The following is a 24,350-nucleotide window of genomic DNA, read 5'->3' as shown; positions in this document are numbered from 1 at the left end:
ATTATTTTTTTACAATAGAATTGATGATTTCGATATACTGTTCTTTAGCTTCATCTGTAGTAAGATGGCTTATTTGCATCCAAGCATTTATTTTGAAAGCATCTCTTAAATGATAATTTGAGGTTTGTTTTAGATCTAAAGTTCCCAGAGAAGCCTGTTTATAAAAAGCATAAAGTCTTAGCTGAACATCTTGTGGTAAAGATGCTTGAGTCATTTCAGAAGCTATTTCAACTGCTTCTTGAAATCGGGTATCTAAATCTTTTTCAATCATTATCCTTTTGTAGCAATAATTGTTTTTCCTCCAATTGCTTTTTGATTAAGAACTACATTTATTGGTGTTCCTAATGGTAAAAAAATATCTACTCTTGAGCCAAATTTTATAAAACCGGCATCAGTTCCCTGAATAACCTGCATCCCTTCTTCGGCATAGTTTACAATTCTTCGGGCTAAAGCACCCGCAATTTGTCGGTATAGAATGGCACCGAATGTATTATTTTCAATGACTACTGTTGTTCTTTCGTTTTCTTCGCTTGCTTTTGGATGCCAAGCCACTAAGAATTTTCCAGGATGGTATTTACTGAATTTTACAATTCCGCTTAGTCCATAACGCGTTACATGCACATTTATTGGTGACATGAAAATCGAAATTTGCAAACGTTTGTCTTTAAAATATTCTCCTTCATATACTTCTTCAATAACAACCACTTTTCCGTCAACCGGAGCAAGAATTACATTCTCATTAAGTATGGCAGTCCTTTTTGGATTTCTGAAGAATTGTAAAATGATAATCAAAAGCAAAAGGGCACTTAATTGAATTAACATTTTAAGCCAATTGGTGTCAATAAATTTGTCGGACAATAAAAGGACTACAGCAGTAAAAATAGTACCTAATAAAATTGATGGGGTTCCTTCTTTATGAAACATAGTTTAAGATTTGGTAAAATAAAAATATAATTGGTGCTACAAATATAACACTATCTAATCGATCTAGAATGCCTCCATGGCCTGGCATGATACTTCCGCTGTCTTTTACACCAGCTATACGTTTGAATTTGGATTCAATTAAATCTCCAACGGTGCCTACAATTCCAACAATTACAGCTATTGAGGTCCAAATTAAGATAGATCGGTCACTAAATTGTGGATTGGCTCGGATATAGTATTTTGATATTAAATAACCCGCTAAAACCGCAAAAACGACTCCGCCGAAGAATCCTTCTATAGTTTTTTTAGGGGATATTTTTTCGAATAATTTGGTTCGACCTATAGATTTCCCTACAATGTAGGCAAAGGTGTCATTAGTCCAGATTAAGATAAATAAACCAATTATAATTTTAGGATTATAGTCATTTATTCCAAATGAAATTTTAGTAATAAATACAAATGGCAGTATAATATACCCTAATAAATACAAGTATTTGGAAGAAGTACTTATTTTTTGAATATTATCATAAAACAAGAAAAGGATGCATTTTATGGATACCACCAATGCTACCACCAATAAAACTACGTCTAATTGTTGTATGTTTATTGAAATTTCTAAATCAGTATTGAATATATTATTGATAGTATCTGTAGTAATTTTATTGTAATGGCTTACTAAAGTTACTATAGTATATAAAACTGTTCCGAAAAGAATTGGAAATAATTTATGTATTTGAATTAAATTGCAAAATTCATAAACTGTAATTACAAGAAAGATTCCAAATAGAATAAAAAAGCTTTCCGTTGAATATAAAATAGAAGCGAGTAATAAGATGATATAAATGGCTCCTGATATACCTCGTTTTAGAGTTTCATTCATTTTAAAGATCTTCTAAAAGCAATAAATATAGATTTTTTGCCGAACTTCCGTATTGTGTAAAATCTTCCTCTTTCGCTTTTTCGAAATATTTTATTGTAGTTATATTGGTAGGATAATCAGTTTGGTATTTCTTTTTTATAGCGCTAAGCCCGTCACTTTTAGCATCAAGAATTTGACTTGTATGTGCTAAAATGATAATGTTTGCCGGTAATTCGTTTGGTTTGTTTTGTTTAATCTGTTTTGAAGAGAATAATATAGAACCTTCCTCAGCAATTAAATTTTCACAACTTGCAAGAATGAATTTTGGATTTTTAGGTTTGTCATAATTAAGCTTATTGTCATCAAGCATCCCAAAAAGAGCCGGCTCATAACATAAAGCTTCACTTTCAAACCAGTCATTTTCTTCGAGTATGTTTTCAAATTGTTCTTTTACTTCTTCTGAGTTTTCGCAGTATAAAAATTTACCACCATTTTTTTTAAAATTGTAGATAAATTTTTCATCTATAGAGGTAGCTTTATCAGCAAAGGAATTATTAAATTCACTTTCTTTATCTTCCTCAGAAGCCGGATTGCTAGAACCAAAAATTTTTCTAAAAAGACTCATATTCTTGTAAACTACTTAATTTATTATTTGAGAACGTCCAAAGATAAAAAAATCTTAATTCAAAAAAGGTTTTTGAATTAAGATTTTAAAAATAATTAAATAATTATGTATTTTTTTAAGAGACCACTTCCTCAAGATTTTTGTCAAAAGTTCTTTTTCCAAAAATAGCTTCTAAATCATCTTTAAAAATAACTTCTTTTTCAATTAGAATATTTGCAAGTTGATCTAGTTTATCTTTATTTTCTTCTAAGATTTCAATAGCTCTTTGGTACTGACTTTCAATAAGTAATGAAATTTCTTCGTCAATTACTCTAGCAGTTTCTTCAGAATATGGTTTTGAAAAACTGTATTCACTTTGTCCGGTTGAATCATAATAAGTAACATTACCTATTTTTTCATTCAAACCATAAATGGTAACCATCGCACGAGCTTGTTTAGTTACTTTTTCTAAATCACTTAATGCACCTGTTGAAATTCTGTTGAAAGTTACTTTTTCTGCAGCTCTTCCGCCCATAGTAGCACACATTTCGTCTAGCATTTGATCAGGACGAACAATTAATCGTTCTTCCGGTAAATACCATGCTGCACCTAAACTTTGCCCTCTAGGAACAATAGTTACTTTTATTAAAGGAGCTGCATGTTCGAGCATCCAACTTACTGTTGCGTGGCCAGCTTCATGGATAGCAATTGCTTTCTTTTCTTCTGGAGTTACAATTTTATTTTTCTTTTCAAGACCACCTACAATTCTATCAACTGCATCAAGGAAATCTTGTTTGTCAACTGCTGTTTTATTATGTCTTGCTGCAATCAAAGCGGCTTCATTACATACATTGGCAATATCAGCACCAGAAAAACCTGGAGTTTGTTTAGCTAAAAAGTCAGTATCTAATCCTTCTATTTTTTTCAAAGGAGCTAAGTGTACTTTAAAAATTTCTGCACGCTCACGAATATCTGGTAAATCAACAAAAATTTGTCTGTCAAAACGACCCGCACGCATTAACGCTTTGTCAAGAACATCAGCTCTATTTGTTGCTGCCAATACAATTACATTTGAATTGGTTCCAAAACCATCCATTTCAGTAAGTAATTGGTTTAGTGTGTTTTCACGTTCGTCATTTCCACCTGACATATTGCTTTTTCCTCTGGCTCTACCTACAGCATCAATCTCATCAATGAAAATGATAGCTGGAGATTTTTCTTTGGCTTGTTTGAATAAGTCACGGACACGTGAAGCACCTACACCCACAAACATTTCGACAAAATCAGAACCTGATAAAGAGAAGAACGGTACTTGCGCTTCACCTGCAACGGCTTTAGCTAGTAACGTTTTTCCTGTTCCTGGAGGCCCTACGAGTAAAGCTCCTTTTGGAATTTTACCTCCAAGATTGGTGTACTTTTCAGGATTTTTCAAGAATTCTACAATTTCTTGTATTTCTTCTTTCGCTCCTTCAAGACCAGCAACATCCTTGAATGTGGTTTTGATATCGGTTTTTTCGTCAAAAAGTTTCGCTTTAGATTTTCCAATATTGAAAATTTGTCCGCCGCCGCCGCCGCCGCCGCCTGACATTTTTCTCATGATAAAAATCCAAACACCTATAATGATGATGATTGGCAATAAACTGATTAAGATATCAGACCAATTATTTTTTGGTAAGAAGTTAAAATCTTTTAATTTTCCTTCAACAACAGCTTTTTCAAGTTTAGTTTGAAATATTTGATCATTACCAATATCGAATGAATAATGAGGACCTTTGTTAGGTCTGTCAAAAACATCTTTAGCAACTTTTTTATTCGCAGGATCTTTCAAAGCTGCTGCGTTAAGATATACTTCAGCCTCAGTTTTATTGTAAACGATAACTTTTTCAATTTGACCTTTTTCTAAATAATTATTAAATTTAGAAGAAGTTAATTGCGCTGGTTCACTTAAAGTTGAACCTCCAGTTATGAAACTTATAAACAAGAAAATTAAAAGAATTGCTGTATAAATTAACCAAGGACTTATTTTAAATTTATTCGAATTTGGATTATTATCTTTAGCCATTAGAAGTTTGTTTCTTTAGTATTTGTTTTCGATTGTAGTGATTTTTGCATCACCCCAAAGACTCTCAATGTTGTAATATTCTCGGATGTGTTTTTGGAAAACATGAACCACGATATTTACATAATCCATAAGAACCCATTCTGCATTATCAGTCCCTTCAACATGCCAAGGCTTGTCTTTTAATTCTTTTGAAACTGTTTTTTGGATAGAGTTTACAATTGCGTTAACTTGCGTGTTTGAATTTCCATTGCAGATGATGAAATAGTCGCAAACTGCCGTGTCTATTTCTCTTAAATCAAGAATATCAATATCATTTCCTTTTACCTCTTCTATTCCTTTAATGATGTTCGCTAATAGCACGTCATTGTTTATAGTCTTTTTCGCCATGAATTATTTTTATATATAAGTTTGTAAAGTTACCATTTTTTGTGATTATTTTTGAACCTTAACATAATATTAAATTCTGTTTCACAAAAAAACGTATATGAAAGTTATCAAACTCGATGCCATAGATTCTACAAATGAATTCCTAAAAGGGTTATCGAACAAACAAGAACTAGAAAATTTTACTGTTGTTACTGCTGAAAGCCAAACAAAAGGCAAAGGACAAATGGGTGCTGTTTGGGACTCTGAGGCTAGTAAAAACTTAATAATGAGTGTTTTGGTTAAAGATTTTTTATCAAATATTTGTCAGATATACAATCTAAATATTTCAGTTTCACTTGCAGTAATTGATGTTTTGGAATCCTATAAGATTCCCCATCTTAGTATAAAATGGCCAAACGACATATTGTCATACAATAAAAAAATAGGTGGCATTTTGATAGAAAATAGCATCAAAAGTGACGGCACTATTATTTCTATTGTCGGTTTAGGTCTAAATGTGAATCAAACTGATTTTGGAAATTTGCCCAAAGCGTCTTCTTTAGCGGTTATTTGTAATAAACAATTTGATAAGGAGGAATTGCTTTTTTCTATTATGGATAAAATAGAATCTAATATAAAATTATGGAACCAAAACGCTGAAATGTCATGGTCAGATTACACTGATAAACTATTTAAAAAAGGAATTCCAATGCCTTTTTCAGATCAGAATAATCAAAATTTTATGGGAATTATCCAAGGTATTTCTCCTATTGGAAAACTTCAGGTTCTTTTGGAAGATGATCGTATTTCTGAATTTGACATCAAGGAAATTCAAATGTTATATTGAAGTTGAATTGCAGTTGTTTTTTATGAAATAAAAAAGCATAATATAACGGTAACTTTAGGGTAATCCTGTAAGCGTAACTTTGTATCTTAATAAGATTCACTATGCTATTTTTATTGTATTTAACTTCTATACAATCGCTGATTACGGCTCTATTAATTTTTTTTAATAAAAAATTTAAACAAGAAGATTTTTATCTGAGCATTTTTTTTGGGGTAGTTTTTTTTCATATCCTGTTCAAAATAGCCATAATTTTGATTTATCAAGATGCGAATTTATTTGAAAAACTGCACGGGAGCTTTTCATTTCTCTATGGTCCAATGTTGTATTTTTATACACTCTCTGTTTTGGACAAAAAAATCGCCATAAAACAAATTTTATATCATTGTATTCCATTTTTTATTGGTTTTATACTCAATGTTGTCATATTATTTATTTCGGTAAATCATCCTTTCTTTTATATAATTATTAACAATTCTAATCTTGTCGTGATGGTGCTTTTAATGCCGTCTTTCCTTGGTTACAGCATTTATTGTTTGCGATTGATTACCGATTTACAGGTTGAAAGGAATAAAATTTTTGCCCATAAAATAAATATTATAAAAGTCATTAGCATCATTTTTTGTTTATTGGGAGTCCTCGTTGTTTGGGCCGTCCTTTTGATGGTATTTAACTTTACGAGTTCAATAAATATGAGATTTATTTTTTACCTCTTTATGTTATTTATTTTTGTTTACGTGATTCATATTCGATTTGCTATATTTTTCGAAATTCAAAAGGTGATTTCAGAATTAAAAATTGAAGAAAAATATAAAAATTATGAGTTAGATTCAACTGAAATGGATAATATAATTACTGCTGTAAATTCTTATTTTAAATTAAAAAAAGGTCATTTAGATTCTGAATTCAATTTAGACAAGCTTTCTTTGGATTTAAGGATTTCGAAAGTTAAAATCACGCAATCACTTAATTTACAATTAAAAACTAATTTTTATCAATATATCAATTCTTTGAGGGTTGAAGAGGCTAAAAGATTGATTGATGAAAAACAAGAATCCAATTTTGTAACCATTGGTTATGAAAGCGGTTTTAAAAACAAATCTACTTTTTATAAATATTTCAAACAAATTACTGGAGCAACTCCTAGTGACTATAAAAAGATGTTGTTAGAATAATAACTATCTAAAACATTTTTATTTTCTCCTAATTAATGTTTTCTACACTCTATTTTGTCTTAAACAAATTCTATTAAGAAAGTAAAATGTTCCGCTCTACAACTTATTTACACTTTGATAACAATTTGGTGTTGTTTGTAAATAACTGTAAAACAGTTGTTTATTTTTTATTTTGTTTGTTTTTGTACGTGTAAATTTAAAAAGACTTCTAAAAAAATATCTTCCAATAGTTTTGCCCCAGATATTTTTAAAAACTAATAAAACAATGAAAAAATTACTATTGCTATTCGGATTGATGTTGATTGGGACACAGATAATAGCTCAAAATCGAGCGTCAATTATCGGAAAAATTTCTGACGGAAAATCGTATTTACCAGGAGTAAATGTTACAATTCTAGAAAAAAAAATTGGATGGAATACTGATTTAGATGGGAATTACCAGATTTCTAATTTGACTGAAGGTCAAATTACAATTTATTTTAGTTATATGGGCTACATAAGCACAACTAAAGAAATAAAATTAGTATCTGGAATAAACAATTTAGGGACAATTGTACTTGCTGCAAAGGAAGGTGCTTTGAATGAAGTAATTGTAAAAGGTTTTACAGCTCATTCGCAAATTAAAGCATTGAGTATCAAGAAAAAATCATTAGCAATTATGGATGTTCTTTCGGCCGATGCTGTGGGTAAATTACCAGACCGTAATGCTGCCGAAGCCGTTCAGAGAATGCCAAGTGTAAGTGTAAATCGTTATCACGGAGAAGCGAATCAAGTAAGTGTTAGGGGAACTCCTTACGGATGGACATCGACTTTGTATAACGGAAATAGATTGCCGAGTGCTACAGTAACAGGAACAAGAAACACGCTTTTAGATGCTATTCCTACCGAAATGATTCAATATATTCAACTTTCAAAAGCAATTACTCCAGATATGGAAGGAGATGCAATTGGCGGATCTGTAAATTTTGTTTCACGAAATGCACCCCAAAAAACAATGTTGAACGCTAGTTTGGGTGGTGGATATAATGAAAAATCTGGAAAAGGTTCGTATAACGGATCTATTGTTTATGGTCAAAGGTTCTTTAAAGACAAACTGGGAATTGTATTTGCCGCTTCGGTTTGGGATAGAAATTTTGCTACAGATGAAGAGGTTGTTGATTATAATGTTAATGCAGCAACTCAATCACAAAAATATGCCATCAATTCGGTAAATGCTAAACGTTATTTTGGAGAAAGAATTACCAAAGCTTTTAGTGGTTCTTTTGATTATGTGTTGAATGATAAAAACAAATTTTTCGGTAAATTTTTGTATGATAAATTTCAAGATGTAAGGCCTGTTTATGAATCTTTTTATGATTTTGCCAAAAAAAGATACACCTTTAGTTATCGCTATTCTGATTACAAAACAAGTTTGAATGCGATAGAAATTGGTGGCGAACATCGAATTATTTCTAAATTGAAAATGGATTGGTCTTTCTCTAATAATGAAATGTCATACCTTTTAGACACACCGCCCAATATGCCATCTGACAAGAGAGGCTTACCAATAGCACAATTCAATCAGAAATTAGTTGGTGATTTTGGAAACAGATCTTCCGATGGATTAATCTACAACACATTCGATTCTCCAAACGGAACGGGAGTGGATATTTTTGCTATTGACCCAAAGTTGACCAATCCAAACGATGTTATGGATCCAACAAAATTAACCTTGCAACAATTGGTAATTTATCAATTAGACCAAAGAGATAAAGATCAAATAGGACAATTAAATTTAACCTATGATGCTACTGATAAATTATCCATCAAAGCGGGTTCCAAGCTAAAGTTTAAAAATTATTCAGGAGAGCAAACACCATTAGCTTACTTACCAGGTGCAGCTCTTGGTATTCCTGGTTCTCCAGCCTTGGTTCCAATGAGCAATTTAGCAAGCGAAGGATATCCAAATGCGGATAACTTCTTTTCAGAAATAAACAGTCCTTTCAATAATCTTATTGTAAATCCGATTACAAAAGATCAATTGTTTACTATTTTTTCTCCAGAATATTTTACTGCAAATGGGTTTAAAGATTATTCTTCAGCCTCCAATGCAACCACAAAATTTAATGGAAAAGAAGATGTTTTTAGCACATATGTAATGGGTGTTTATGACCTTACTGATAAAACAAAAATCATTGCTGGTGTTCGAAATGAGCAAACAGATGTTACTATGAATAGCAGCACTTATGATGCAAAAACTAAAGCTGTTTCGCCAATTACAAAAAAATCATCATACAATGCTTTCTTACCAATGTTGCATATAAAATACGCTATTAATGAAAATATCAATTTGCGAGCAGCTTATACAAGAACTTTTGCTAGACCTAATTTACCAGATTTAAACCCAAGTGAAATAGTAGATATTACAGGATCTGTATTCAAAATTACTAGAGGAAATACTGAATTGTTACCTACTTTTTCTAATAATTTTGATTTGATGGGAGAATATTTCTTAAATGACATCGGACTAATTACCGCTGGTGTATTTTATAAAGGAATCTCGGATTATATTTTTAAAGATATTTCATACGAAAAAATCAATGGTGTAGATTATTTAGTGACACAACCCAAAAATATTAAAGACGCTAGTTTATTAGGTTTCGAAATAGGAATTACAAAAAGATTTACGGAGTTGAGTGGTTTTATGGGAGGATTCGGGGTCGATTTTAATACTTCAATAATCAATTCAAAACTTGAAGTTTCAAGATATGATGCTACAGGTAAAATAATTGCCACTGACGAAACCACCTTGCCAAATCAATCTAAATTATTGTTTAACTCATCTGTTTTTTATGAAAAATACGGGTTTATGTTTAGAATTGCAGGAAATTTTAGAGGAGAATCGGTAGAAACAATCAATCAAAACTTAGGGCCTGATTATTATATCTCGGCCAAAAGTAATTTCACTGTCGATCTGTCGGCAGATTATTCCATCAGCAACAAAATAAAAGTTTTTATGGAAGTTAGAAATCTTAGCAACGCGCCATTTCAACAATATTTAGGAAAAAATCAAGGCAGGATTACTAACAGTGAGTGGTCATCAATAAACGGTCAATTAGGAATCAGATACCATATTTTATAAAATTAATAATATTAAATAAAAATATAAGATGAAAAATACAATGAAATTTAACATAGTTATACTATCACTATTTTTAGCAATAAGCAGTTTTGCTCAACAAAATATGAATATAGAAATGAGTTCTAATTTTAGATCCTTATCTGGAATCCAAAACCAAGAGGGAAGAAAGATCAAAGAAGGAATTATATATCGTTCAGGTAATTTTGCGAAACTTACAGAAAGTGATATTGCAAAATTTTATGCAATGAAAATTACTACAATTGTCGATTTTAGAAGTGACAATGAGATACAAAAAGATCCTGATTTTATTCCTGTTGGTCAAAAAATTGAAACCAAAAGAGCGTTAATAGGATCAATTAACGAAAAAGAAATGGGCCAATTTATGAAGGTTTTAATTTCTCCAAAGTTTAGTGAAGCGGCATTAGATTCTTTAATGATTGGAGTTAGTGATGGATTTACAAACCATATCAAAGATTTTAAACCTTTCTTCGATGAAATAGCAAAAGACGAATCAGTAGTGTTGTTTCATTGTACGGCGGGTAAAGACAGAACAGGATTGGCTTCAGCTTTATTTTTGTACATTTTAGATGTTTCAGATGAGGAAATTATGAAAGATTATTTAAGATCGAATGAAGCAATTCAAAAAACAGATTTAAATAAATACAAAGCCTATGGAATTCCAGAAGAAAGAATGGCTATGTTAATGGGGGTTAAAGCATCTTATTTAGAGGCTTCTTGGAATAATATCATCAAAAAATACGGAAGTATTGACAAAATGCTATTAGTAGAATTCGATATTGATAAAAAAATAAAAAATGAAATAAAGAAAAAGTATTTGGTAAAATAAATCAAATATAAAAAATAAGAAACCCGTCTAAAATTATTTAAGATGGGTTTTTTATTTTAAAACAATATTTTTTTTAATGTTATAATTTATTCATGTTCAAAGCCAATGTTTCAATAAATTTTCCAATAGGACCTTTGATCATCATCGCCATCATAGGATTAAAATCTCCTTCAAAATCGAGTTTTACAGTGCTTGAATTATCTGAAACAGCATCAATATTTGCGATTAAAGTAAAAGGAAGTTTATCACTTGCAGCACCCAAAACAATTTTGTTTGGCGCTACTTTTTCTTTCATTTTTAATTTTATTTCCGGCATGCCTTTCAATCCAAAAATGAATGCATCGTCACCAATAATTTCAAATTTAGCAATACTTTCCGGCATCAATTTTTCGAAATTTTTAACGTCACTCAATAAATCAAATAATTCTTGAGCTGATTTTGGAACAGTAACTTTTGGACTTTGTAAGTTCATAGTTTCGTGGATTTGTATTTTTAAATTTTTTAAACTTCAATATTCCAAGTTGATGGACTCACGTTCCATTCTCTCAAGGTTTGTTCCTCTTCTTCGGTAATATATTTTTTGGCAACAGCCAAATTCAATAAATTCGTATAATTACTAAGGGTAAATAAATCAATATTTGCATCTTTGAAATTACGGTCCGCAACATCAAAACCATAAGTAAAAATGGCTGCCATACCTTTTATGTTTGCTCCTGCTGCACGTAAAGCTTCAACGGCAAGTAAACTGCTGTTTCCAGTACTAATCAAGTCTTCTACAACGACTACATTTTGTCCTTTTTGTAAAAAACCTTCTACTTGGTTTAACCTTCCGTGTTTTTTTGCTTCTGGGCGAACATACACAAATGGTAACCCTAAACTTTCGGCTACGAGCATTCCAATTCCTATTGCTCCTGTGGCAACTCCGGCAATAACATCAGGTTTGCCAAATTGTTTTTCAATATTTTTGGCAAATTCATCCCGAACATAATTTCTTATGGCTGGAAATGAGAGTATTAATCGGTTATCACAGTAGATAGGAGATTTCCATCCGGAAGCCCATGTAAAAGGATTTCCTGGATTCAATTTAATTGCATTTATTTGCAAAAGCAATTCGGCTGTTTTTTCGGCTGTTTCTTTATTAAAAATCATAGTACAAATGTATAAAGTTTTTGTTAACGACAAACCACTTTTTTTGACAAATCACATCTCTAAGGAGACAGATTTTCAACTTTTTTTATTAGAAAGTATTGACATAGAGCAGCTTATAGTAAAAATCTTTCAAAATAAAATTCAAAAAGCCTACCTGTATCACCCCGATGAAAGGGAGATTATGAAGACTTTGAAAGCAAAAATTCCTGTTAATAAAGCAGGAGGTGGCTTAGTTTATAATAAAAAAGGGGAGGTTTTATTCATTTTCAGAAACGGAAAATGGGATTTACCTAAGGGGGGAATCGAAAAAGGCGAAGAAATAGAAGCTACAGCCATGCGGGAAGTAGAAGAGGAGACTGGCGTAAATGGTTTAACAATTTCCCATAAACTTCAAAAAACCTATCATATTTTCAGGCGTAATGGAAAATATAAACTAAAAATCACACATTGGTTCGAAATGCAATCTAATTTTGAAGGTACTCCTCAAGGACAATTAGAAGAAGGAATCGAAAAAGTGGCTTGGATGAATCCCGAACAAATTAAGGAAGCTTTAAAAAATTCTTATGAAAACATAAAATTATTGTTTGAAGAAGAAAAAAGTCTTCATTCATAAAGTAACGCTGTTTTGGGCGTGTCACCAGTAAAAAAAAGGGGCTAATCATCGAAATATTGATTTGCCCCTTTTTTTACCGCTGTCAGGCTATCCGCAGCACATGGTGCTTCGCTTCTATCCTTCACGCAGAGCAGTATCCAGATGACAGTTTACAGTCCCGATGCTACGGGATTAGTTTGTAGAATTTACTGTGTACTTTGTAGATTATGTTTTTTTGTTTTACTTTTTTATCAAATTAGTATCGTAAAATCGCTTCTGAAGCTCTGGAATTCGCTTTTGCCAAATCGTTCCCCGACGGCTGAATACTAAAAACTCAATATTTTTTACTTTAGTACGGACAGTTCGCGAACTGTCCCTTCATTTTTTAATTACCTTTGCAAAATGAATACGAAACACCATTCTAATAATATACTTTTGAATTTAGGCATCGAAAGCCTGAACGAAATGCAGGAAGTAGCGCAAGATGCTATCTTGAATGATAATAATGTTTTATTGCTTTCGCCAACAGGTTCTGGAAAAACACTGGCTTTTTTATTGCCCATTTTAGAAATGTTACAGCCTGAAATCCAATCGGTTCAATGTTTAATTCTGGTTCCATCTCGTGAATTAGGGTTGCAAATAGAGCAGGTTTGGAAAAAAATGGGAACCGATTATAAAGTAAATGTGTGCTACGGCGGACATTCCATTGATACCGAAATTAAAAATTTAAGCAATCCACCAGCGGTTTTAATAGGAACGCCAGGAAGAATTGCGGATCATATCGACCGAGGAACTTTCCGTGTGGATAAAATCCAAACGTTGATTCTGGATGAATTTGACAAATCACTTCAATTGGGTTTCCATGAGCAAATGTCATTTATCATTGGAAAATTAACCAAACTGAATAAACGTGTTTTGGTTTCAGCAACTTCCGATATTGAGATTCCAAGATATACAAGAGTGGTGAATCCAACGATTCTGGATTTCATTCCAGAAAACGTAAAAGAAACGAATCTTTCCATGAAAATGGTTGTTTCTAAGGAAAAAGACAAAATTGGCAGTTTGTTCAATTTGATTTGTTCGTTAAAATCGCAATCGGCAATTGTTTTTTGCAACCATCGTGATGCAGCGGAACGCATTAGCGACACATTGAACGAAAAAGGAATTTACGCCACGTATTATCATGGCGGAATGGATCAGGATGAGAGAGAACGCGCTTTAATTCAGTTTAGAAACGGAAGTGTGAGTTATTTAATCACTACTGATTTAGCTGCTCGTGGACTTGATATTCCTGAAATGAATCATGTAATTCATTATCATTTACCATCCAAAGAAGACGAATTCACCCATAGAAACGGTCGTACAGCACGTATGTTGGCTTCTGGAACGGCGTATATCATTGCTCATGAAAGTGAGAAAAAAATGGATTACATCGATTATGGTATGGAAGCTTTGAAAATCGAAAACTCGACTTCATTGCCAAAACCGCCTGAATTCCAAACGATTTACATCAGTGGTGGAAAGAAAAACAAACTAAATAAAATTGACATCGTAGGTTTCTTTTCCCAAAAAGGAAAATTAGAAAAAGGAGATTTAGGATTGATCGAAGTGAAAGATTTTATCTCGTTTGCAGCAGTGAAATTCAATAAAGTAAAAGAGTTATTGCACGCCATTAAAGATGAAAAAATGAAAGGCAAGAAATTTAAAATTGAAGTGGCCCGAAAAGTTATTAAGAAAGAAGAGGAGTAGTTTTTAGTTCGGAAACTTCGGAATCAGTCGGAGTATTTAGTTTTAAAAAAAAATCGTTAGCAGTATAATTTACTGTTAACGATTTTTTTATTTGAATCAGCTTAAAAGCGAATAGTGAAAAGCAATTTTTTTAAACTTCAGAGACTGAAAACGGTGATTGCTACTGAAAAAAGCTATATTTTTTTTACGTATTGTGTAATGATAACAATCTGCTGACCATCAACTTTTCCTTCAATATATTCTGCATTTTCATGGTCCAGTCTAATGTTACGAACTGCAGTTCCTTGTTTGGCCACCATACTAGACCCTTTTACTTTCAAATCTTTGATTAAAACTACTGAATCTCCATGTTCTAAGATGACGCCGTTACTGTCACGGTGAATCACTTTGTTTTCATCATCTTCCCCTTCCCCCGTAGCTTTCGCCCAAGCCAAAGTATCCTCGTCTAAATACATTTGATCCAATAATTCTTGAGGCCAACCTGCCGAACGAAGACGACTTAACATTCTCCATGCTACAACTTGTACGGCGTTATGTTCACTCCACATGCTGTCATTTAAACATCTCCAATGGTTTAAATCTACTGTCTCCGGATTTTCAATTTGGTCAATACAGGTACTACAGGCTAAAATACTTTCGTCAATTCCCCCTTTTTTGGTAGGTAAAACTTGATGTACTTGTAGGTTTTCTGTTGCCCCACAAAGTTCACATTTAGATCCGCTGCGTTTATTTAATTCTCTTTCTATACTCATGTCTAATGGCTTTTATTTTTGGCGAACGTAAGGCGTATTCCCTCGTTTCACAGATTTATATTTTTACTGTTGTTTGTCAATTGGAGCGCAGTCGAGACTGTATCGTTTTGCTCGACTTGACAAAATCCCTTGATAAACAAAATTAGTTTTTACGGATTACTATTTTACTCGGACTGCATTGGGAACCAGCATTTCATATTTTCCACCGTTACGAATAACATCCCTTACAATACTGGAACTGATATAGGATGTTCCTGCGGCAGTCAATAAAAACACCGTTTCTATTTTAGATAAGCGTCTGTTGGTGTGGGCGATGGCTTTTTCAAATTCGAAATCGGCGGGATTGCGCAGGCCACGAAGGATAAAATCAGCTTTTATTTTATGACACAAATCAATCGTTAAACCTTCGTATGTAATCACCGAAACTTTAGGTTCGTTTTTGAATGTTTCTTCGATAAACTGTTTTCTTTCTTCCAGCGAAAACATGTATTTTTTTTCGGCATTGACACCAATAGCAATTACTATTTCATCAAATAAAGAAATGCTTCTCTTGATGATGTCTTCATGACCTAAAGTGATTGGGTCAAATGAACCCGGGAATATGGCTTTTCTCATTTATTTTATTTTTAAACTAAAGCCAATTCTATCGCATTTGTAAACAAATCTTCTAATGAGATTCCGGCGGCTTTGGCTTGTTGGGGTATCAAACTTTCCGTGGTTAATCCCGGGATAGTGTTCATTTCCAGCATGTGTGGTTCTCCGTTTACAATAATAAATTCACTACGAGAGAAGCCTTTCATTTTTAGGACATCATAAGCGCGTTTGGCTATTTCGCTGATTTTTTGTGTCATTTCATCCGAGATTCTCGCTGGCGTAATTTCCTGTGATTTACCCAAATATTTGGCTTCATAATCGAAGAAATCATTATCAGAAACTATTTCGGTTATTGGTAAAACGGTTACGGTTCCTTTGTAATTGATAACACCTACAGAAACTTCAGTTCCGTCAAGGAAACTCTCTATTATGATTTCATTATCTTCTTTGTATGCCATTTCTATTGCGATTGGCAATTCGGCGGCAGTTTTTACTTTGGAAATTCCAAAACTGGAACCTGCTTTATTGGGTTTTACAAAACAAGGCAATCCTACTTTAGTTATAATTTCTTCGGTATTTATGATGTCACCTTTGTTTAGGTAATAGGAAATAGCAGTTTTTATTCCGTATGGTTTTAAAACCGACAATAAATCACGTTTGTTAAACGTTAAAGCTGCTTGATAATAATCGCAGGAGGTTTGCGGAATTTGTAACAATTCGAAATAAGCTTGCATTAATCCATCTTCGCCCGGAGTTCCGTGAATGGCATTGAAAACGCAATCGAAAGAGATTTTAGTTTCGTTTATTGTTACAGAAAAATCATTTTTATCGATGGGGAATTCGGCATCATTAGCATCAACATAAACCCATTTTTCTTTGAAAATATGGATTCGGAATCCGTTGTATTTAGTTTTGTCAAGAAATTGATATACGACGTTTCCGCTGATAAGTGAGATTTTATACTCGCTGGAATATCCGCCCATAATGATGGCAATGTTTTTCATTTTATACTATTTTTATCTTAATTGTTGAAATTAATAAAGTTGTTTTTAGTACTAATATCTAGCCCTGATAGCAGTGGAAATCCTTTTTATTTTTTCTTTAAAAATAAAAAGATTGCAACGTATAGCGGGAAATAGCTCCTGAAATTCATTAGGATTAAGCCTAAAAACGATTAAACAAAATTATCATTTTTTTTGAAACGAAATAGCTTTATCTTTGCCGCATATAAAAATAAATTTATGACTTTACGTAAGTATCTTACAAGCCGTGTCTTTTTTGGGCAGGTATTCATTGCTCTTGCCATTATTGCCGTTTTGGGCTATTTGTTTATGCATTGGTTGACGTTTACAACGGATCATGGTCATGAAATTGCTGTTCCGGATTTGCGAAAGCTAACTGAGGAACAAGTGGAGGATAAGTTGGATGAATTGGATTTAGACTATGTGCTTTTGGACAGTGTGGATTTTAGAAATGATTTCCCTAAGTTTAGTGTGGTAGAGCAAGATCCATTGCCAGGGACGAAAGTTAAAGTTGGTAGAAAGGTTTATATAAAAATAAATGCTTCGGGATTTTCGTCTGTACGAATTCCTGATTTGATTGAGAAAACATATCGTGAAGCAGTGCCAACATTGAAAGCTTTAGGCCTTGAAGAAGGAACTATTACTTATGTTCCAAATCTTGGAAAAGATATGGTACTGGAAATGCGTTACAAAGGTAGAAACCTGAAAGTAGGGGACAGAGTATTGAAATCATCCAAAATTGATTTGGTTTTAGGAGACGGAAAAATGAGTTATGAAGAGGAAAGTGCCGCAGTAGACAGTCTTGCAACACAGTTAGAACCAACACCAGCAGATGAACAATAATATCGATACAATAGATTTAGAAGAAGAGTTATTTGAACATTTCAGATTTGAAGTTCCTAAAGGGCAAGCGCCTTTGCGGATTGATAAATATTTGATGGGTTTGATTCAAAATGCAACTCGGAATAAAATACAGACCGCTGCAACAGAAGGAAATATTTTTGTAAACGACGCCACAGTGAAGTCGAACTACAAAGTTAAAGCCAATGATGTAGTACGCGTTATGCTTACGCATCCTCCTTATGAAAACCATATTAATCCGGAGAATATTCCGCTTGATATTGTTTATGAAGATGATGCATTGTTATTGATAAACAAATTGCCAGGAATGGTGGTGCATCCCGGTCATGGGAATTACACGGGGACTTTGGTGCATGCTTTGGCCTATCATTTTGATAATTTGCCAATGAACAGCAGCGAACGTCCGGGCCTTGTGCATAGAATTGATAAAGACACTTCGGGTTTATTGGTTATTGCCAAAACCGAAGCGGCTATGACACATCTTGCCAAGCAATTTGAAGCAAAAACTTCCGAAAGAGAATATGTTGCTTTGGTTTGGGGAAATGTAGTTGAAGAACAAGGGACGATTGAAGGAAACTTAGCGCGTCACCTGAAAGATCGCATGCAAATGGCGGTTTTTGCTGATCCGGAAATAGGGAAACCTGCTGTGACACATTATAAAGTGTTGGAGCGTTTTGGATACGTGACTTTGATTTCGTGCCAACTGGAAACAGGAAGAACACACCAAATTAGAGCGCATTTAAAACACATAGGACATCCACTTTTTAATGACGAGCGTTATGGCGGTCATTTGATTCTAAAAGGAACTACGTTTACCAAATACAAGCAATTTATAGAAAACTGTTTCAAAGCGTTGCCAAGACAGGCTTTGCATGCCAAAACTTTGGGCTTTGTACATCCTACAACAGGCGAAATGATGCGTTTTGATACGGAACTTCCACAGGATTTTCAGAATTGTATTGAAAAATGGCGTGGCTATTCAAAATCCCATAGCAGTGATGAAGAACAAGAAGACTAAAAATATGAAAAGCCCCAGATTTGGGGCTTTTTTTGTGGGCTTATGCGCTTCAGGCATGCGGATTGTAGTTTGTAACTAAAGTTTTTTCGCTCTTTTTTTGCAGCGCGTAATACATCGTTCTTCGTTCAGATTTATGTTTTGGGAATTTATTTATATTTTGGAAACTCAAAAGCATAGCTTTTTCCAAGAAGAAATAGTAATCCATGAACAATAGGCTCCGGTAGAAAGTTTAGTTTATTTAAATAAGAGTCGTATGTTTTATTGCAATAATTAGTGATTAAAAAAGGAGCAGAATTAGAAGTTATATAAATATCCGTTATCCTTTTACAGTCAAGTTCGGTGTTTTCGTTAAAACACGAAAAGCTTACTTTTTCATTTCCATTTTTTAGAGTAACCAAATCAAAAATGGATAATGGAATCGTTGGATTTATAGGATAGAAAAGTAGTGATTTGGAAACATCAATTATAAACCATTTTTGGAATTCTTTGGAATACACTTCGTTAAATGCATGACCGCCTTTAAGACTGGGGTCATTTGAAATTACTTTCAGTCCCCATTCTTTTACTTTTAAATCATTAATCACACAAAAATTATTGAAGACTTGCGAAAAATCACTGCAAACCCCTCCTTCTCCGTTCATCATTTTTATTAAAGCGATTTCTGATGATTTCCCTAATCCAGCTCCGCCTTTTATGTTGTTTCTAAGCCAAATAGCTATTTTTTTTGCTTTATCTACATCACTTAATGCGCCTTTTGTTTTTTCGAAAATTAAAGGATTTAACTCAAAATAGATTTCAGGAATATCGGCTGTTTTATTAATGTTGTTGTAGCAAAAATTTTCTACACGATCAACAGATGCATTTTTAGATAATAATCTAAATCGTACTTCGTAAAGTAAAGGATGCCTTCTTAGATACCAAATTAAAGATCTACTCATTATTCAATAATTTATCCTGTTTTTAAACAATTAAAATAAAGAAATGAAATGTAAAAAATGATTTTTTGTAATTGTAAATATATAGTAGTTAAGTAGGTATATCAAATATAGTGAAATTAACTATTTAAAAATATTTTTTCTGGTTAACCGTTTTAAGAGTGAATAAAAAGCTCCAAATTGGACTTTTGAATTCGTTTTTAAATGAATTCTAACGAGCTCCAGAAATTATTTTTTTAGAGGATAATTTGCTTCGAAAGTTTTAAATCGAGTGTCGAGATTTTTAAGCAATTGTTTTTTTACAGAAGTGTCTTTTATAAAACTATAATTTATGCTGTTGTAAACAAACTGTTTAATATTAGCGTAAGTAATGTCTCTGTATCTTTTTGCTAATAGCACATATTGCTCAGTCATATTAGTTCTTAATATTCCAGCATCATCGGTACTGATGACAATTGGAACGCCAAATTCTTTATACAATGTCAACGGATGACGGTTTTCTTTTACTTTTAAAATGAATTCATTACTCACCAGATTTATTTCGATGGGAATTGTTTTCTTAGCCATGTATCGCAGTAAATCATAAGAATTTTGTTCATACGCCATGTCCACACCATGACCAATACGGTTTGCTCCGGCAATATACACTGCAGCATTAATGTGCCAAGTCAGGTCTTCAGGTTGTACTAAACCAAGGGTTAATTCGCCGGCGTGTAACGTATATTTTACATTTGGATACCGAGAATGGCAATATTTAAACATCACCATATGCAACCAATAATCTTTCATGGATGTTTCGCCATCTTCCGGAGAAACAATGTTTACTCCGGCCATAAGCGGACTATTATCTGCAGAGATAAAAGCAATGACCAGATTTTTAAATAAATCTACAGGTTCCATGAAACGCAATACAAAATTTTGATAACGCATCGTGAAACGGGCATCATCAATTTTAAGGTCGGTATGCAGTTTGGCTACAAAGTTAGCATTGAAATCATTGGCGTACGATGTAGCATCCTTTTGCTGCAAAGCATTGTAAACAGAATCCAGCGATTTTATAATTGCTTTTTCATCTTTTACTTTTGCTAATTGTCTCAATCGGGTACTGAATTGGGTCAAATCATCTGTATTCATAGCACAAGGAATCGTAGATAATTGCGTTTCAATATAACTTACGTTTTCTGTAATAGCTCTGTTTTTTAGTTCCAATACTCCTTGTCCAAAATTACCTCTGATTGCTGGTTCAAATTTCATAAACGATTCGAAAAATAACTTGTCCGATGGATAATCCACATGATTATAATCTTTTACAGACCATTTTTGCATGATTTTTTGCTTGTACACATTTAATTGTCCATGGCTTTTCAATGCTGAAAATTGTTCCCAGTTTCCTGTAGAAGGTTTCTCTTTTTGAACTTGCATCGTTTCGGTATTCAGATAAAAATCTTCTGAAATAGCATGTTCCAATAAAGGTTCCGCATAAATCGATCCGGAATAGTGGTGGTGTAAATCGCCTCCTTTAGGCATTTGAGAAAAGAAAGCGGTTAATTTGGCTTCATTATTTCTAATCTTTTCAAAATACTCGTTAGTAGATTGTGAGTAACCGATATTCAAAAGAGCAGAAAAGAGTAAAGTATAAAGTAATTTCATATTGTAAATTTCAATTGAATGGTTTGTATATTGATCTTTGCTAAATCGTCAAAAATGAATTTAGCTTAGAAACTAAGAAGTTTAATAAGCATTTTAAACGAAGGTTTTTTTTTTCAAATTTAAGCAATTCCGTTTTCTATTTTATGCATCGAATAAAAAGTTTTACTTTTGCCATTCTATAGAAAAGTATTTTACCATTTTCTAATTTGCTATACTTTGGTTTAGTCTTTTATACTGATTTATTTATACAATTTCGTATTGTGGGTATTGACTTCTTTCGGGATTTTGATTTCATGAATCCTGACGCTAACATTTTACATGCCTAGTAAACAACCCATGAAGAAATATTTTGATTTTACGCAAGCTGTAAATTATAAAACTGAAATTTTCTCGGGTTTAACCGTGGCCATGACCATGATTCCTGAATCACTGTCTTTTGCTATATTAGCTGGTTTTCCACCTTTGTCAGGTTTATATGCCGCTTTTATTATGGGTTTGGTTACCGCAATATTAGGAGGTAGACCAGGAATGGTTTCCGGAGGAGCAGGGGCAACGGTGATTGTATTAATTGCCTTGATGAAATCAAACGGGTTAGAATATGTTTTTGCAGCAGTTGCTTTAGCGGGAATTTTGCAAATTTTAGTTGGTGTTTTTAAACTTGGGAAATTCATACGTTTGGTACCACAACCGGTAATGTTTGGATTTGTCAATGGCTTAGCGGTTATTATTTTCATGTCGCAGTTGGAACAATTCAAAAAGGTAGTCAATGGTCAAAGTGAATGGCTTTCCGGTAGCCCAATGTTGATTATGCTTGGTTTAGCCGCATTGGCAATTGGAATCGTTGTGTTTTTACCAAAAATTACTAAAGCTGTTCCGGCATCATTAGTAGCAATTATAGTAATTTTTGTATTGGTGTTTTTCTTAGGTATTGAAACCAAAACAGTCAGAGATATTGCTTCAGTAAGTGGTAGTTTTCCACCATTCCATATTCCGAATATTCCAATGAATTTAGAAACATTGCAACTCCTATCCCCTTATGCTTTGATTATTGCCTCGGTAGGATTGACGGAAGGTTTACTGACTTTGAATTTAGTCGATGAAATTACCGAAACAAAAGGAAACGGAAATAGGGAATGCATCGCACAAGGAAGTGCAAATATCTTAAATGGTTTTTTTTTCGGAATGGGCGGTTGTCCCATGATTGCGCAAACATTAGTGAACCTTTCCGCAGGATCCAGAGCCCGTTTATCAGGAATTATTGCTGCGTTGACAATATTGATGATTATTTTATTTGGTGCCCCAATAATTGAGCAATTACCCATGGCTGCTTTGGTTGGCGTCATGATTATGGTTGCTATTGGAACATTTGAATGGGCTAGTTTTCGCATCATCAATAAAATGCCGAAACATGATATTTTTGTTGGCGTGGTTGTGGCGTTAATTACTATTTTATTGCATAATTTGGCTTTGGCAGTTTTAATTGGAGTTATTATTTCTGCTTTGGTTTTTGCTTGGGAAAGTGCTAAAAGAATTCGTGCCAAGAAATATATTGATGAAAAAGGAGTGAAGCATTATGAAATATATGGACCTTTATTTTTTGCATCTACAGCAGCATTTACCGAAAAATTTGACATTTCAAATGATCCAAACGAGGTAATTATTGATTTTAAAGAAAGTAAAATTACCGATATGAGTGCTATTGATGCCGTCAACAAAATCACGGAGCGTTATGCCAAACTGAATAAAACAGTTCATCTGCGTCATTTAAGCCCCGATTGTAGTCAGCTATTAAAAAATGCTGATGAAGTTATTGAAGTTAATATTATTGAAGACCCAACTTATCAAGTGGTTAGTGAATAATTTAGAATAAAAATAAATTTCGGTATCTATTCAAGGCCATTTAATTAAGCTCCGAATGGAATTTTATTTTACCAATTGATCCTGTTTCCGTTGGAATTAATTCAAAAACCGAAGTTGGTTTCAGTGCAGGTTCGATTCGATGTGAAACATAGATAATCGTCATATTGGTTTCTTGCATTAAGATATTGATGAGGTGTATTACCAAGGCTACATTTTCATCGTCTAAACCTTCCACTGGTTCGTCTAAAATGACTAATGGGGGGTGTTTTAGAACGGCACGAATAATCAGTGCTACTCTTTGTTGACCAATAGAAAGTTGATTAAACATTTTATTCTTTAAATGGCTCATCTGAATTACATCGAGCCATTGTGCTACAATTTGTTTTTGCAAAGTAGTTGGTTCAGTATATAATCCGATTGAATCAAAAAAACCAGACAGAATCATTTGTTCTAAACTATTATTTCTTTGGAATAATTCCATCATTGCCGTTGAGAAAATACCAATTTGTTTTTTGATTTCCCAAACACTTTCACCGCTACCTTTTTTTCTTCCAAAAAGATATAATTCTTGTCCAAATCCTTTTGGGTTGTCCCCTGTAATCATGGATAAGAGCGTACTTTTTCCAGAACCGTTTGGCCCAATAAGTTGCCAAAATTCACCTTGTTTGATGGTCCAGGAAATTCTGTCTACAATTTTTCGATCCTCATAACTCACGGAAATTCCATTCATTTTTATAAGAACACTTTCGTTATAATTAAAAGGTTTTAAATATTTAGGTATTTCAGGCTTTACTGATGTTTTTTGATTGGTTTCAGTTGCATTGATTTTGTTTAAAGCAAAGGAATTATCAATTATATGCCCATTATTTTGAATAAAAGGAAGTAAATCAGTGGCACGATTTACCAATTGTATAATGCGAACAGAAGCTGATAATTTCACAAGTGAATTTAATAATGTTACTCGGGAGGATTGGTCTAAATGATCAAACGGATTATCAAATATGATATAATCTGGATTTTGATTGACACAATAGCGTAAAAACTCCTTTTTTTGTTCACCAGAGGAAAAAGTACGTAGTTTTCGGTTTGATTCTGGAGCAGCTTCTATAATATCATATCGATTTTCTTTTTCGATGAATTTTTCAATAGCAATATCAGAAAAAAGAATCCCTTTCAGTTCATTAAAAGTAGTTAATTCTCCTTTGGCTTCTCCTGAAATCAAGGTTTCAATAAAGATTTTTTTATTTACCTGATTAGATAAAAGGATGTTCCAATGTTTGTTTTTGTACATTTTAAAATAAGTAATTTGTGGTGCTAAGATGCATGTGCAAAATTAAACGTATAGTTTTTCAAACACAAATTTTAC

The 24,350-nt window shown here is 33.0% G+C and carries 23 protein-coding genes; 9 read left to right on the top strand and 14 right to left on the bottom strand.

Going from position 1 to position 24,350, the window contains the following annotated elements; all coding sequences use genetic code 11:
- Position 1: 1 nt before the first annotated feature.
- The 6 genes from ACM55M_RS05855 to rsfS form a co-directional block, all read right to left on the bottom strand.
- Entirely contained in the window at positions 2 to 271 is a 270-nt protein-coding gene (locus ACM55M_RS05855; protein ID WP_416856645.1) for an acyl-CoA-binding protein, read from the bottom strand.
- Positions 271 to 924: a phosphatidylserine decarboxylase family protein gene (locus ACM55M_RS05850; protein ID WP_416856644.1), complete on the bottom strand. Its 654-nt coding sequence runs from the start codon at positions 922 to 924 to the stop codon at positions 271 to 273. The genes ACM55M_RS05855 and ACM55M_RS05850 overlap by 1 nt, the downstream gene beginning before the upstream one ends.
- Positions 914 to 1,804: a phosphatidate cytidylyltransferase gene (locus ACM55M_RS05845; RefSeq protein WP_416856643.1), complete on the bottom strand. Its 891-nt coding sequence runs from the start codon at positions 1,802 to 1,804 to the stop codon at positions 914 to 916. Before ACM55M_RS05845 ends, ACM55M_RS05850 begins: the two co-directional genes overlap by 11 nt.
- Position 1,805: 1 nt before the next feature.
- Entirely contained in the window at positions 1,806 to 2,408 is a 603-nt protein-coding gene (locus ACM55M_RS05840; protein WP_416856642.1) for an LUD domain-containing protein, read from the bottom strand.
- Positions 2,409 to 2,523: 115 nt separating this feature from the next.
- Complete coding sequence (ftsH, locus tag ACM55M_RS05835) at positions 2,524 to 4,449, bottom strand: ATP-dependent zinc metalloprotease FtsH (protein ID WP_416856641.1); 1,926 nt, start codon at positions 4,447 to 4,449, stop codon at positions 2,524 to 2,526.
- 15 nt (positions 4,450 to 4,464) lie between these two features.
- On the bottom strand, positions 4,465 to 4,836 hold the full coding sequence (rsfS, locus tag ACM55M_RS05830; protein WP_039109645.1) for a ribosome silencing factor: 372 nt from the start codon (positions 4,834 to 4,836) through the stop codon (positions 4,465 to 4,467).
- Between the two features lie 97 nt (positions 4,837 to 4,933).
- Between rsfS and ACM55M_RS05825 the strand changes: the two genes are divergently transcribed.
- The 4 genes from ACM55M_RS05825 to ACM55M_RS05810 all read left to right on the top strand — a co-directional run bounded on the left by ACM55M_RS05825 (position 4,934) and on the right by ACM55M_RS05810 (position 10,802).
- Positions 4,934 to 5,662, top strand: coding sequence for a biotin--[acetyl-CoA-carboxylase] ligase (locus ACM55M_RS05825; protein ID WP_416856640.1), 729 nt, complete (start codon positions 4,934 to 4,936; stop codon positions 5,660 to 5,662).
- A 776-nt stretch (positions 5,663 to 6,438) separates the two neighbouring features.
- Entirely contained in the window at positions 6,439 to 6,834 is a 396-nt protein-coding gene (locus ACM55M_RS05820; protein WP_416856639.1) for a helix-turn-helix domain-containing protein, read from the top strand.
- A 265-nt stretch (positions 6,835 to 7,099) separates the two neighbouring features.
- Entirely contained in the window at positions 7,100 to 9,955 is a 2,856-nt protein-coding gene (locus tag ACM55M_RS05815; RefSeq protein ID WP_416856638.1) for a TonB-dependent receptor, read from the top strand.
- Between the two features lie 28 nt (positions 9,956 to 9,983).
- Positions 9,984 to 10,802, top strand: coding sequence for a tyrosine-protein phosphatase (locus ACM55M_RS05810; protein ID WP_416856637.1), 819 nt, complete (start codon positions 9,984 to 9,986; stop codon positions 10,800 to 10,802).
- A gap of 79 nt (positions 10,803 to 10,881) precedes the next feature.
- Here ACM55M_RS05810 and ACM55M_RS05805 read toward each other — a convergent pair whose 3' ends face one another.
- Positions 10,882 to 11,274, bottom strand: a complete 393-nt coding sequence (locus ACM55M_RS05805) for an SRPBCC family protein (protein WP_416856636.1) — start codon at positions 11,272 to 11,274, stop codon at positions 10,882 to 10,884.
- A gap of 29 nt (positions 11,275 to 11,303) precedes the next feature.
- Positions 11,304 to 11,951, bottom strand: coding sequence for an orotate phosphoribosyltransferase (pyrE, locus tag ACM55M_RS05800; RefSeq protein ID WP_416856635.1), 648 nt, complete (start codon positions 11,949 to 11,951; stop codon positions 11,304 to 11,306).
- Between the two features lie 7 nt (positions 11,952 to 11,958).
- Between pyrE and ACM55M_RS05795 the strand changes: the two genes are divergently transcribed.
- Both ACM55M_RS05795 and ACM55M_RS05790 read left to right on the top strand, forming a co-directional pair.
- Positions 11,959 to 12,564: an NUDIX hydrolase gene (locus tag ACM55M_RS05795; RefSeq protein ID WP_416856634.1), complete on the top strand. Its 606-nt coding sequence runs from the start codon at positions 11,959 to 11,961 to the stop codon at positions 12,562 to 12,564.
- A 381-nt stretch (positions 12,565 to 12,945) separates the two neighbouring features.
- Positions 12,946 to 14,292, top strand: a complete 1,347-nt coding sequence (locus ACM55M_RS05790) for a DEAD/DEAH box helicase (protein ID WP_416856633.1) — start codon at positions 12,946 to 12,948, stop codon at positions 14,290 to 14,292.
- A gap of 173 nt (positions 14,293 to 14,465) precedes the next feature.
- Here ACM55M_RS05790 and ACM55M_RS05785 read toward each other — a convergent pair whose 3' ends face one another.
- From ACM55M_RS05785 to ACM55M_RS05775, 3 genes are all read right to left on the bottom strand, one after another.
- The gene (locus ACM55M_RS05785) at positions 14,466 to 15,044 is read right to left on the bottom strand and encodes a PhnA domain-containing protein (RefSeq protein ID WP_416856632.1); all 579 of its coding nucleotides are present in this window, start codon (positions 15,042 to 15,044) and stop codon (positions 14,466 to 14,468) included.
- 159 nt (positions 15,045 to 15,203) lie between these two features.
- Positions 15,204 to 15,659, bottom strand: a complete 456-nt coding sequence (coaD, locus tag ACM55M_RS05780; RefSeq protein ID WP_416856631.1) for a pantetheine-phosphate adenylyltransferase — start codon at positions 15,657 to 15,659, stop codon at positions 15,204 to 15,206.
- Between the two features lie 11 nt (positions 15,660 to 15,670).
- On the bottom strand, positions 15,671 to 16,642 hold the full coding sequence (locus ACM55M_RS05775) for a D-alanine--D-alanine ligase (RefSeq protein WP_416856630.1): 972 nt from the start codon (positions 16,640 to 16,642) through the stop codon (positions 15,671 to 15,673).
- 237 nt (positions 16,643 to 16,879) lie between these two features.
- Here ACM55M_RS05775 and ACM55M_RS05770 point away from each other — a divergent pair, with 237 nt between their 5' ends.
- Complete coding sequence (locus tag ACM55M_RS05770; protein WP_416849673.1) at positions 16,880 to 17,503, top strand: PASTA domain-containing protein; 624 nt, start codon at positions 16,880 to 16,882, stop codon at positions 17,501 to 17,503.
- Positions 17,493 to 18,539: an RluA family pseudouridine synthase gene (locus ACM55M_RS05765; protein WP_416856629.1), complete on the top strand. Its 1,047-nt coding sequence runs from the start codon at positions 17,493 to 17,495 to the stop codon at positions 18,537 to 18,539. Before ACM55M_RS05770 ends, ACM55M_RS05765 begins: the two co-directional genes overlap by 11 nt.
- A 146-nt stretch (positions 18,540 to 18,685) precedes the next feature.
- Here ACM55M_RS05765 and ACM55M_RS05760 read toward each other — a convergent pair whose 3' ends face one another.
- Together ACM55M_RS05760 and ACM55M_RS05755 are read right to left on the bottom strand one after the other, a co-directional pair.
- On the bottom strand, positions 18,686 to 19,477 hold the full coding sequence (locus ACM55M_RS05760; protein ID WP_416856628.1) for a transglutaminase domain-containing protein: 792 nt from the start codon (positions 19,475 to 19,477) through the stop codon (positions 18,686 to 18,688).
- 225 nt (positions 19,478 to 19,702) lie between these two features.
- On the bottom strand, positions 19,703 to 21,124 hold the full coding sequence (locus ACM55M_RS05755; protein WP_416856627.1) for an adenosine deaminase: 1,422 nt from the start codon (positions 21,122 to 21,124) through the stop codon (positions 19,703 to 19,705).
- A gap of 336 nt (positions 21,125 to 21,460) precedes the next feature.
- On the opposite strand from ACM55M_RS05755, the gene ACM55M_RS05750 reads away from it, so the two are divergent.
- Positions 21,461 to 22,984 (top strand): SulP family inorganic anion transporter, encoded by a 1,524-nt coding sequence (locus ACM55M_RS05750; RefSeq protein WP_416856810.1) that lies wholly within the window; start codon positions 21,461 to 21,463, stop codon positions 22,982 to 22,984.
- A gap of 40 nt (positions 22,985 to 23,024) precedes the next feature.
- Here ACM55M_RS05750 and ACM55M_RS05745 read toward each other — a convergent pair whose 3' ends face one another.
- Positions 23,025 to 24,275 carry an ATP-binding cassette domain-containing protein gene (locus ACM55M_RS05745; RefSeq protein ID WP_416856626.1) on the bottom strand — a complete coding sequence of 417 codons (1,251 nt, stop codon included), beginning with the start codon at positions 24,273 to 24,275 and terminating at the stop codon, positions 23,025 to 23,027.
- Between the last annotated feature and the right edge of the window lie 75 nt (positions 24,276 to 24,350).

It is taken from the genome of Flavobacterium galactosi, from assembly GCF_048158585.1.
Classification (GTDB): domain Bacteria; phylum Bacteroidota; class Bacteroidia; order Flavobacteriales; family Flavobacteriaceae; genus Flavobacterium; species Flavobacterium galactosi.
This window is presented reverse-complemented; position numbering and strand designations above follow the sequence as displayed.

Bases quoted from the DNA above. Each gene is read 5' to 3' on its own strand.
- ACM55M_RS05815 (WP_416856638.1), top strand. From the start codon at position 7,100: ATGAAAAAATTACTATTGCTATTCGGATTGATGTTGATTGGGACACAG.
- ACM55M_RS05855 (WP_416856645.1), bottom strand. From the start codon at position 271: ATGATTGAAAAAGATTTAGATACCCGATTTCAAGAAGCAGTTGAAATA.
- ACM55M_RS05770 (WP_416849673.1), top strand. From the start codon at position 16,880: ATGACTTTACGTAAGTATCTTACAAGCCGTGTCTTTTTTGGGCAGGTA.
- ACM55M_RS05755 (WP_416856627.1), bottom strand. From the start codon at position 21,124: ATGAAATTACTTTATACTTTACTCTTTTCTGCTCTTTTGAATATCGGT.
- coaD (WP_416856631.1), bottom strand. From the start codon at position 15,659: ATGAGAAAAGCCATATTCCCGGGTTCATTTGACCCAATCACTTTAGGT.
- ftsH (WP_416856641.1), bottom strand. From the start codon at position 4,449: ATGGCTAAAGATAATAATCCAAATTCGAATAAATTTAAAATAAGTCCT.
- ACM55M_RS05850 (WP_416856644.1), bottom strand. From the start codon at position 924: ATGTTTCATAAAGAAGGAACCCCATCAATTTTATTAGGTACTATTTTT.
- ACM55M_RS05825 (WP_416856640.1), top strand. From the start codon at position 4,934: ATGAAAGTTATCAAACTCGATGCCATAGATTCTACAAATGAATTCCTA.
- ACM55M_RS05840 (WP_416856642.1), bottom strand. From the start codon at position 2,408: ATGAGTCTTTTTAGAAAAATTTTTGGTTCTAGCAATCCGGCTTCTGAG.
- ACM55M_RS05790 (WP_416856633.1), top strand. From the start codon at position 12,946: ATGAATACGAAACACCATTCTAATAATATACTTTTGAATTTAGGCATC.
- ACM55M_RS05775 (WP_416856630.1), bottom strand. From the start codon at position 16,642: ATGAAAAACATTGCCATCATTATGGGCGGATATTCCAGCGAGTATAAA.
- ACM55M_RS05745 (WP_416856626.1), bottom strand. From the start codon at position 24,275: ATGTACAAAAACAAACATTGGAACATCCTTTTATCTAATCAGGTAAAT.
- rsfS (WP_039109645.1), bottom strand. From the start codon at position 4,836: ATGGCGAAAAAGACTATAAACAATGACGTGCTATTAGCGAACATCATT.
- ACM55M_RS05810 (WP_416856637.1), top strand. From the start codon at position 9,984: ATGAAAAATACAATGAAATTTAACATAGTTATACTATCACTATTTTTA.
- ACM55M_RS05805 (WP_416856636.1), bottom strand. From the start codon at position 11,274: ATGAACTTACAAAGTCCAAAAGTTACTGTTCCAAAATCAGCTCAAGAA.
- ACM55M_RS05795 (WP_416856634.1), top strand. From the start codon at position 11,959: ATGTATAAAGTTTTTGTTAACGACAAACCACTTTTTTTGACAAATCAC.
- ACM55M_RS05760 (WP_416856628.1), bottom strand. From the start codon at position 19,477: ATGAGTAGATCTTTAATTTGGTATCTAAGAAGGCATCCTTTACTTTAC.
- ACM55M_RS05765 (WP_416856629.1), top strand. From the start codon at position 17,493: ATGAACAATAATATCGATACAATAGATTTAGAAGAAGAGTTATTTGAA.
- ACM55M_RS05750 (WP_416856810.1), top strand. From the start codon at position 21,461: ATGAAGAAATATTTTGATTTTACGCAAGCTGTAAATTATAAAACTGAA.
- ACM55M_RS05845 (WP_416856643.1), bottom strand. From the start codon at position 1,804: ATGAATGAAACTCTAAAACGAGGTATATCAGGAGCCATTTATATCATC.
- pyrE (WP_416856635.1), bottom strand. From the start codon at position 11,951: ATGATTTTTAATAAAGAAACAGCCGAAAAAACAGCCGAATTGCTTTTG.
- ACM55M_RS05785 (WP_416856632.1), bottom strand. From the start codon at position 15,044: ATGAGTATAGAAAGAGAATTAAATAAACGCAGCGGATCTAAATGTGAA.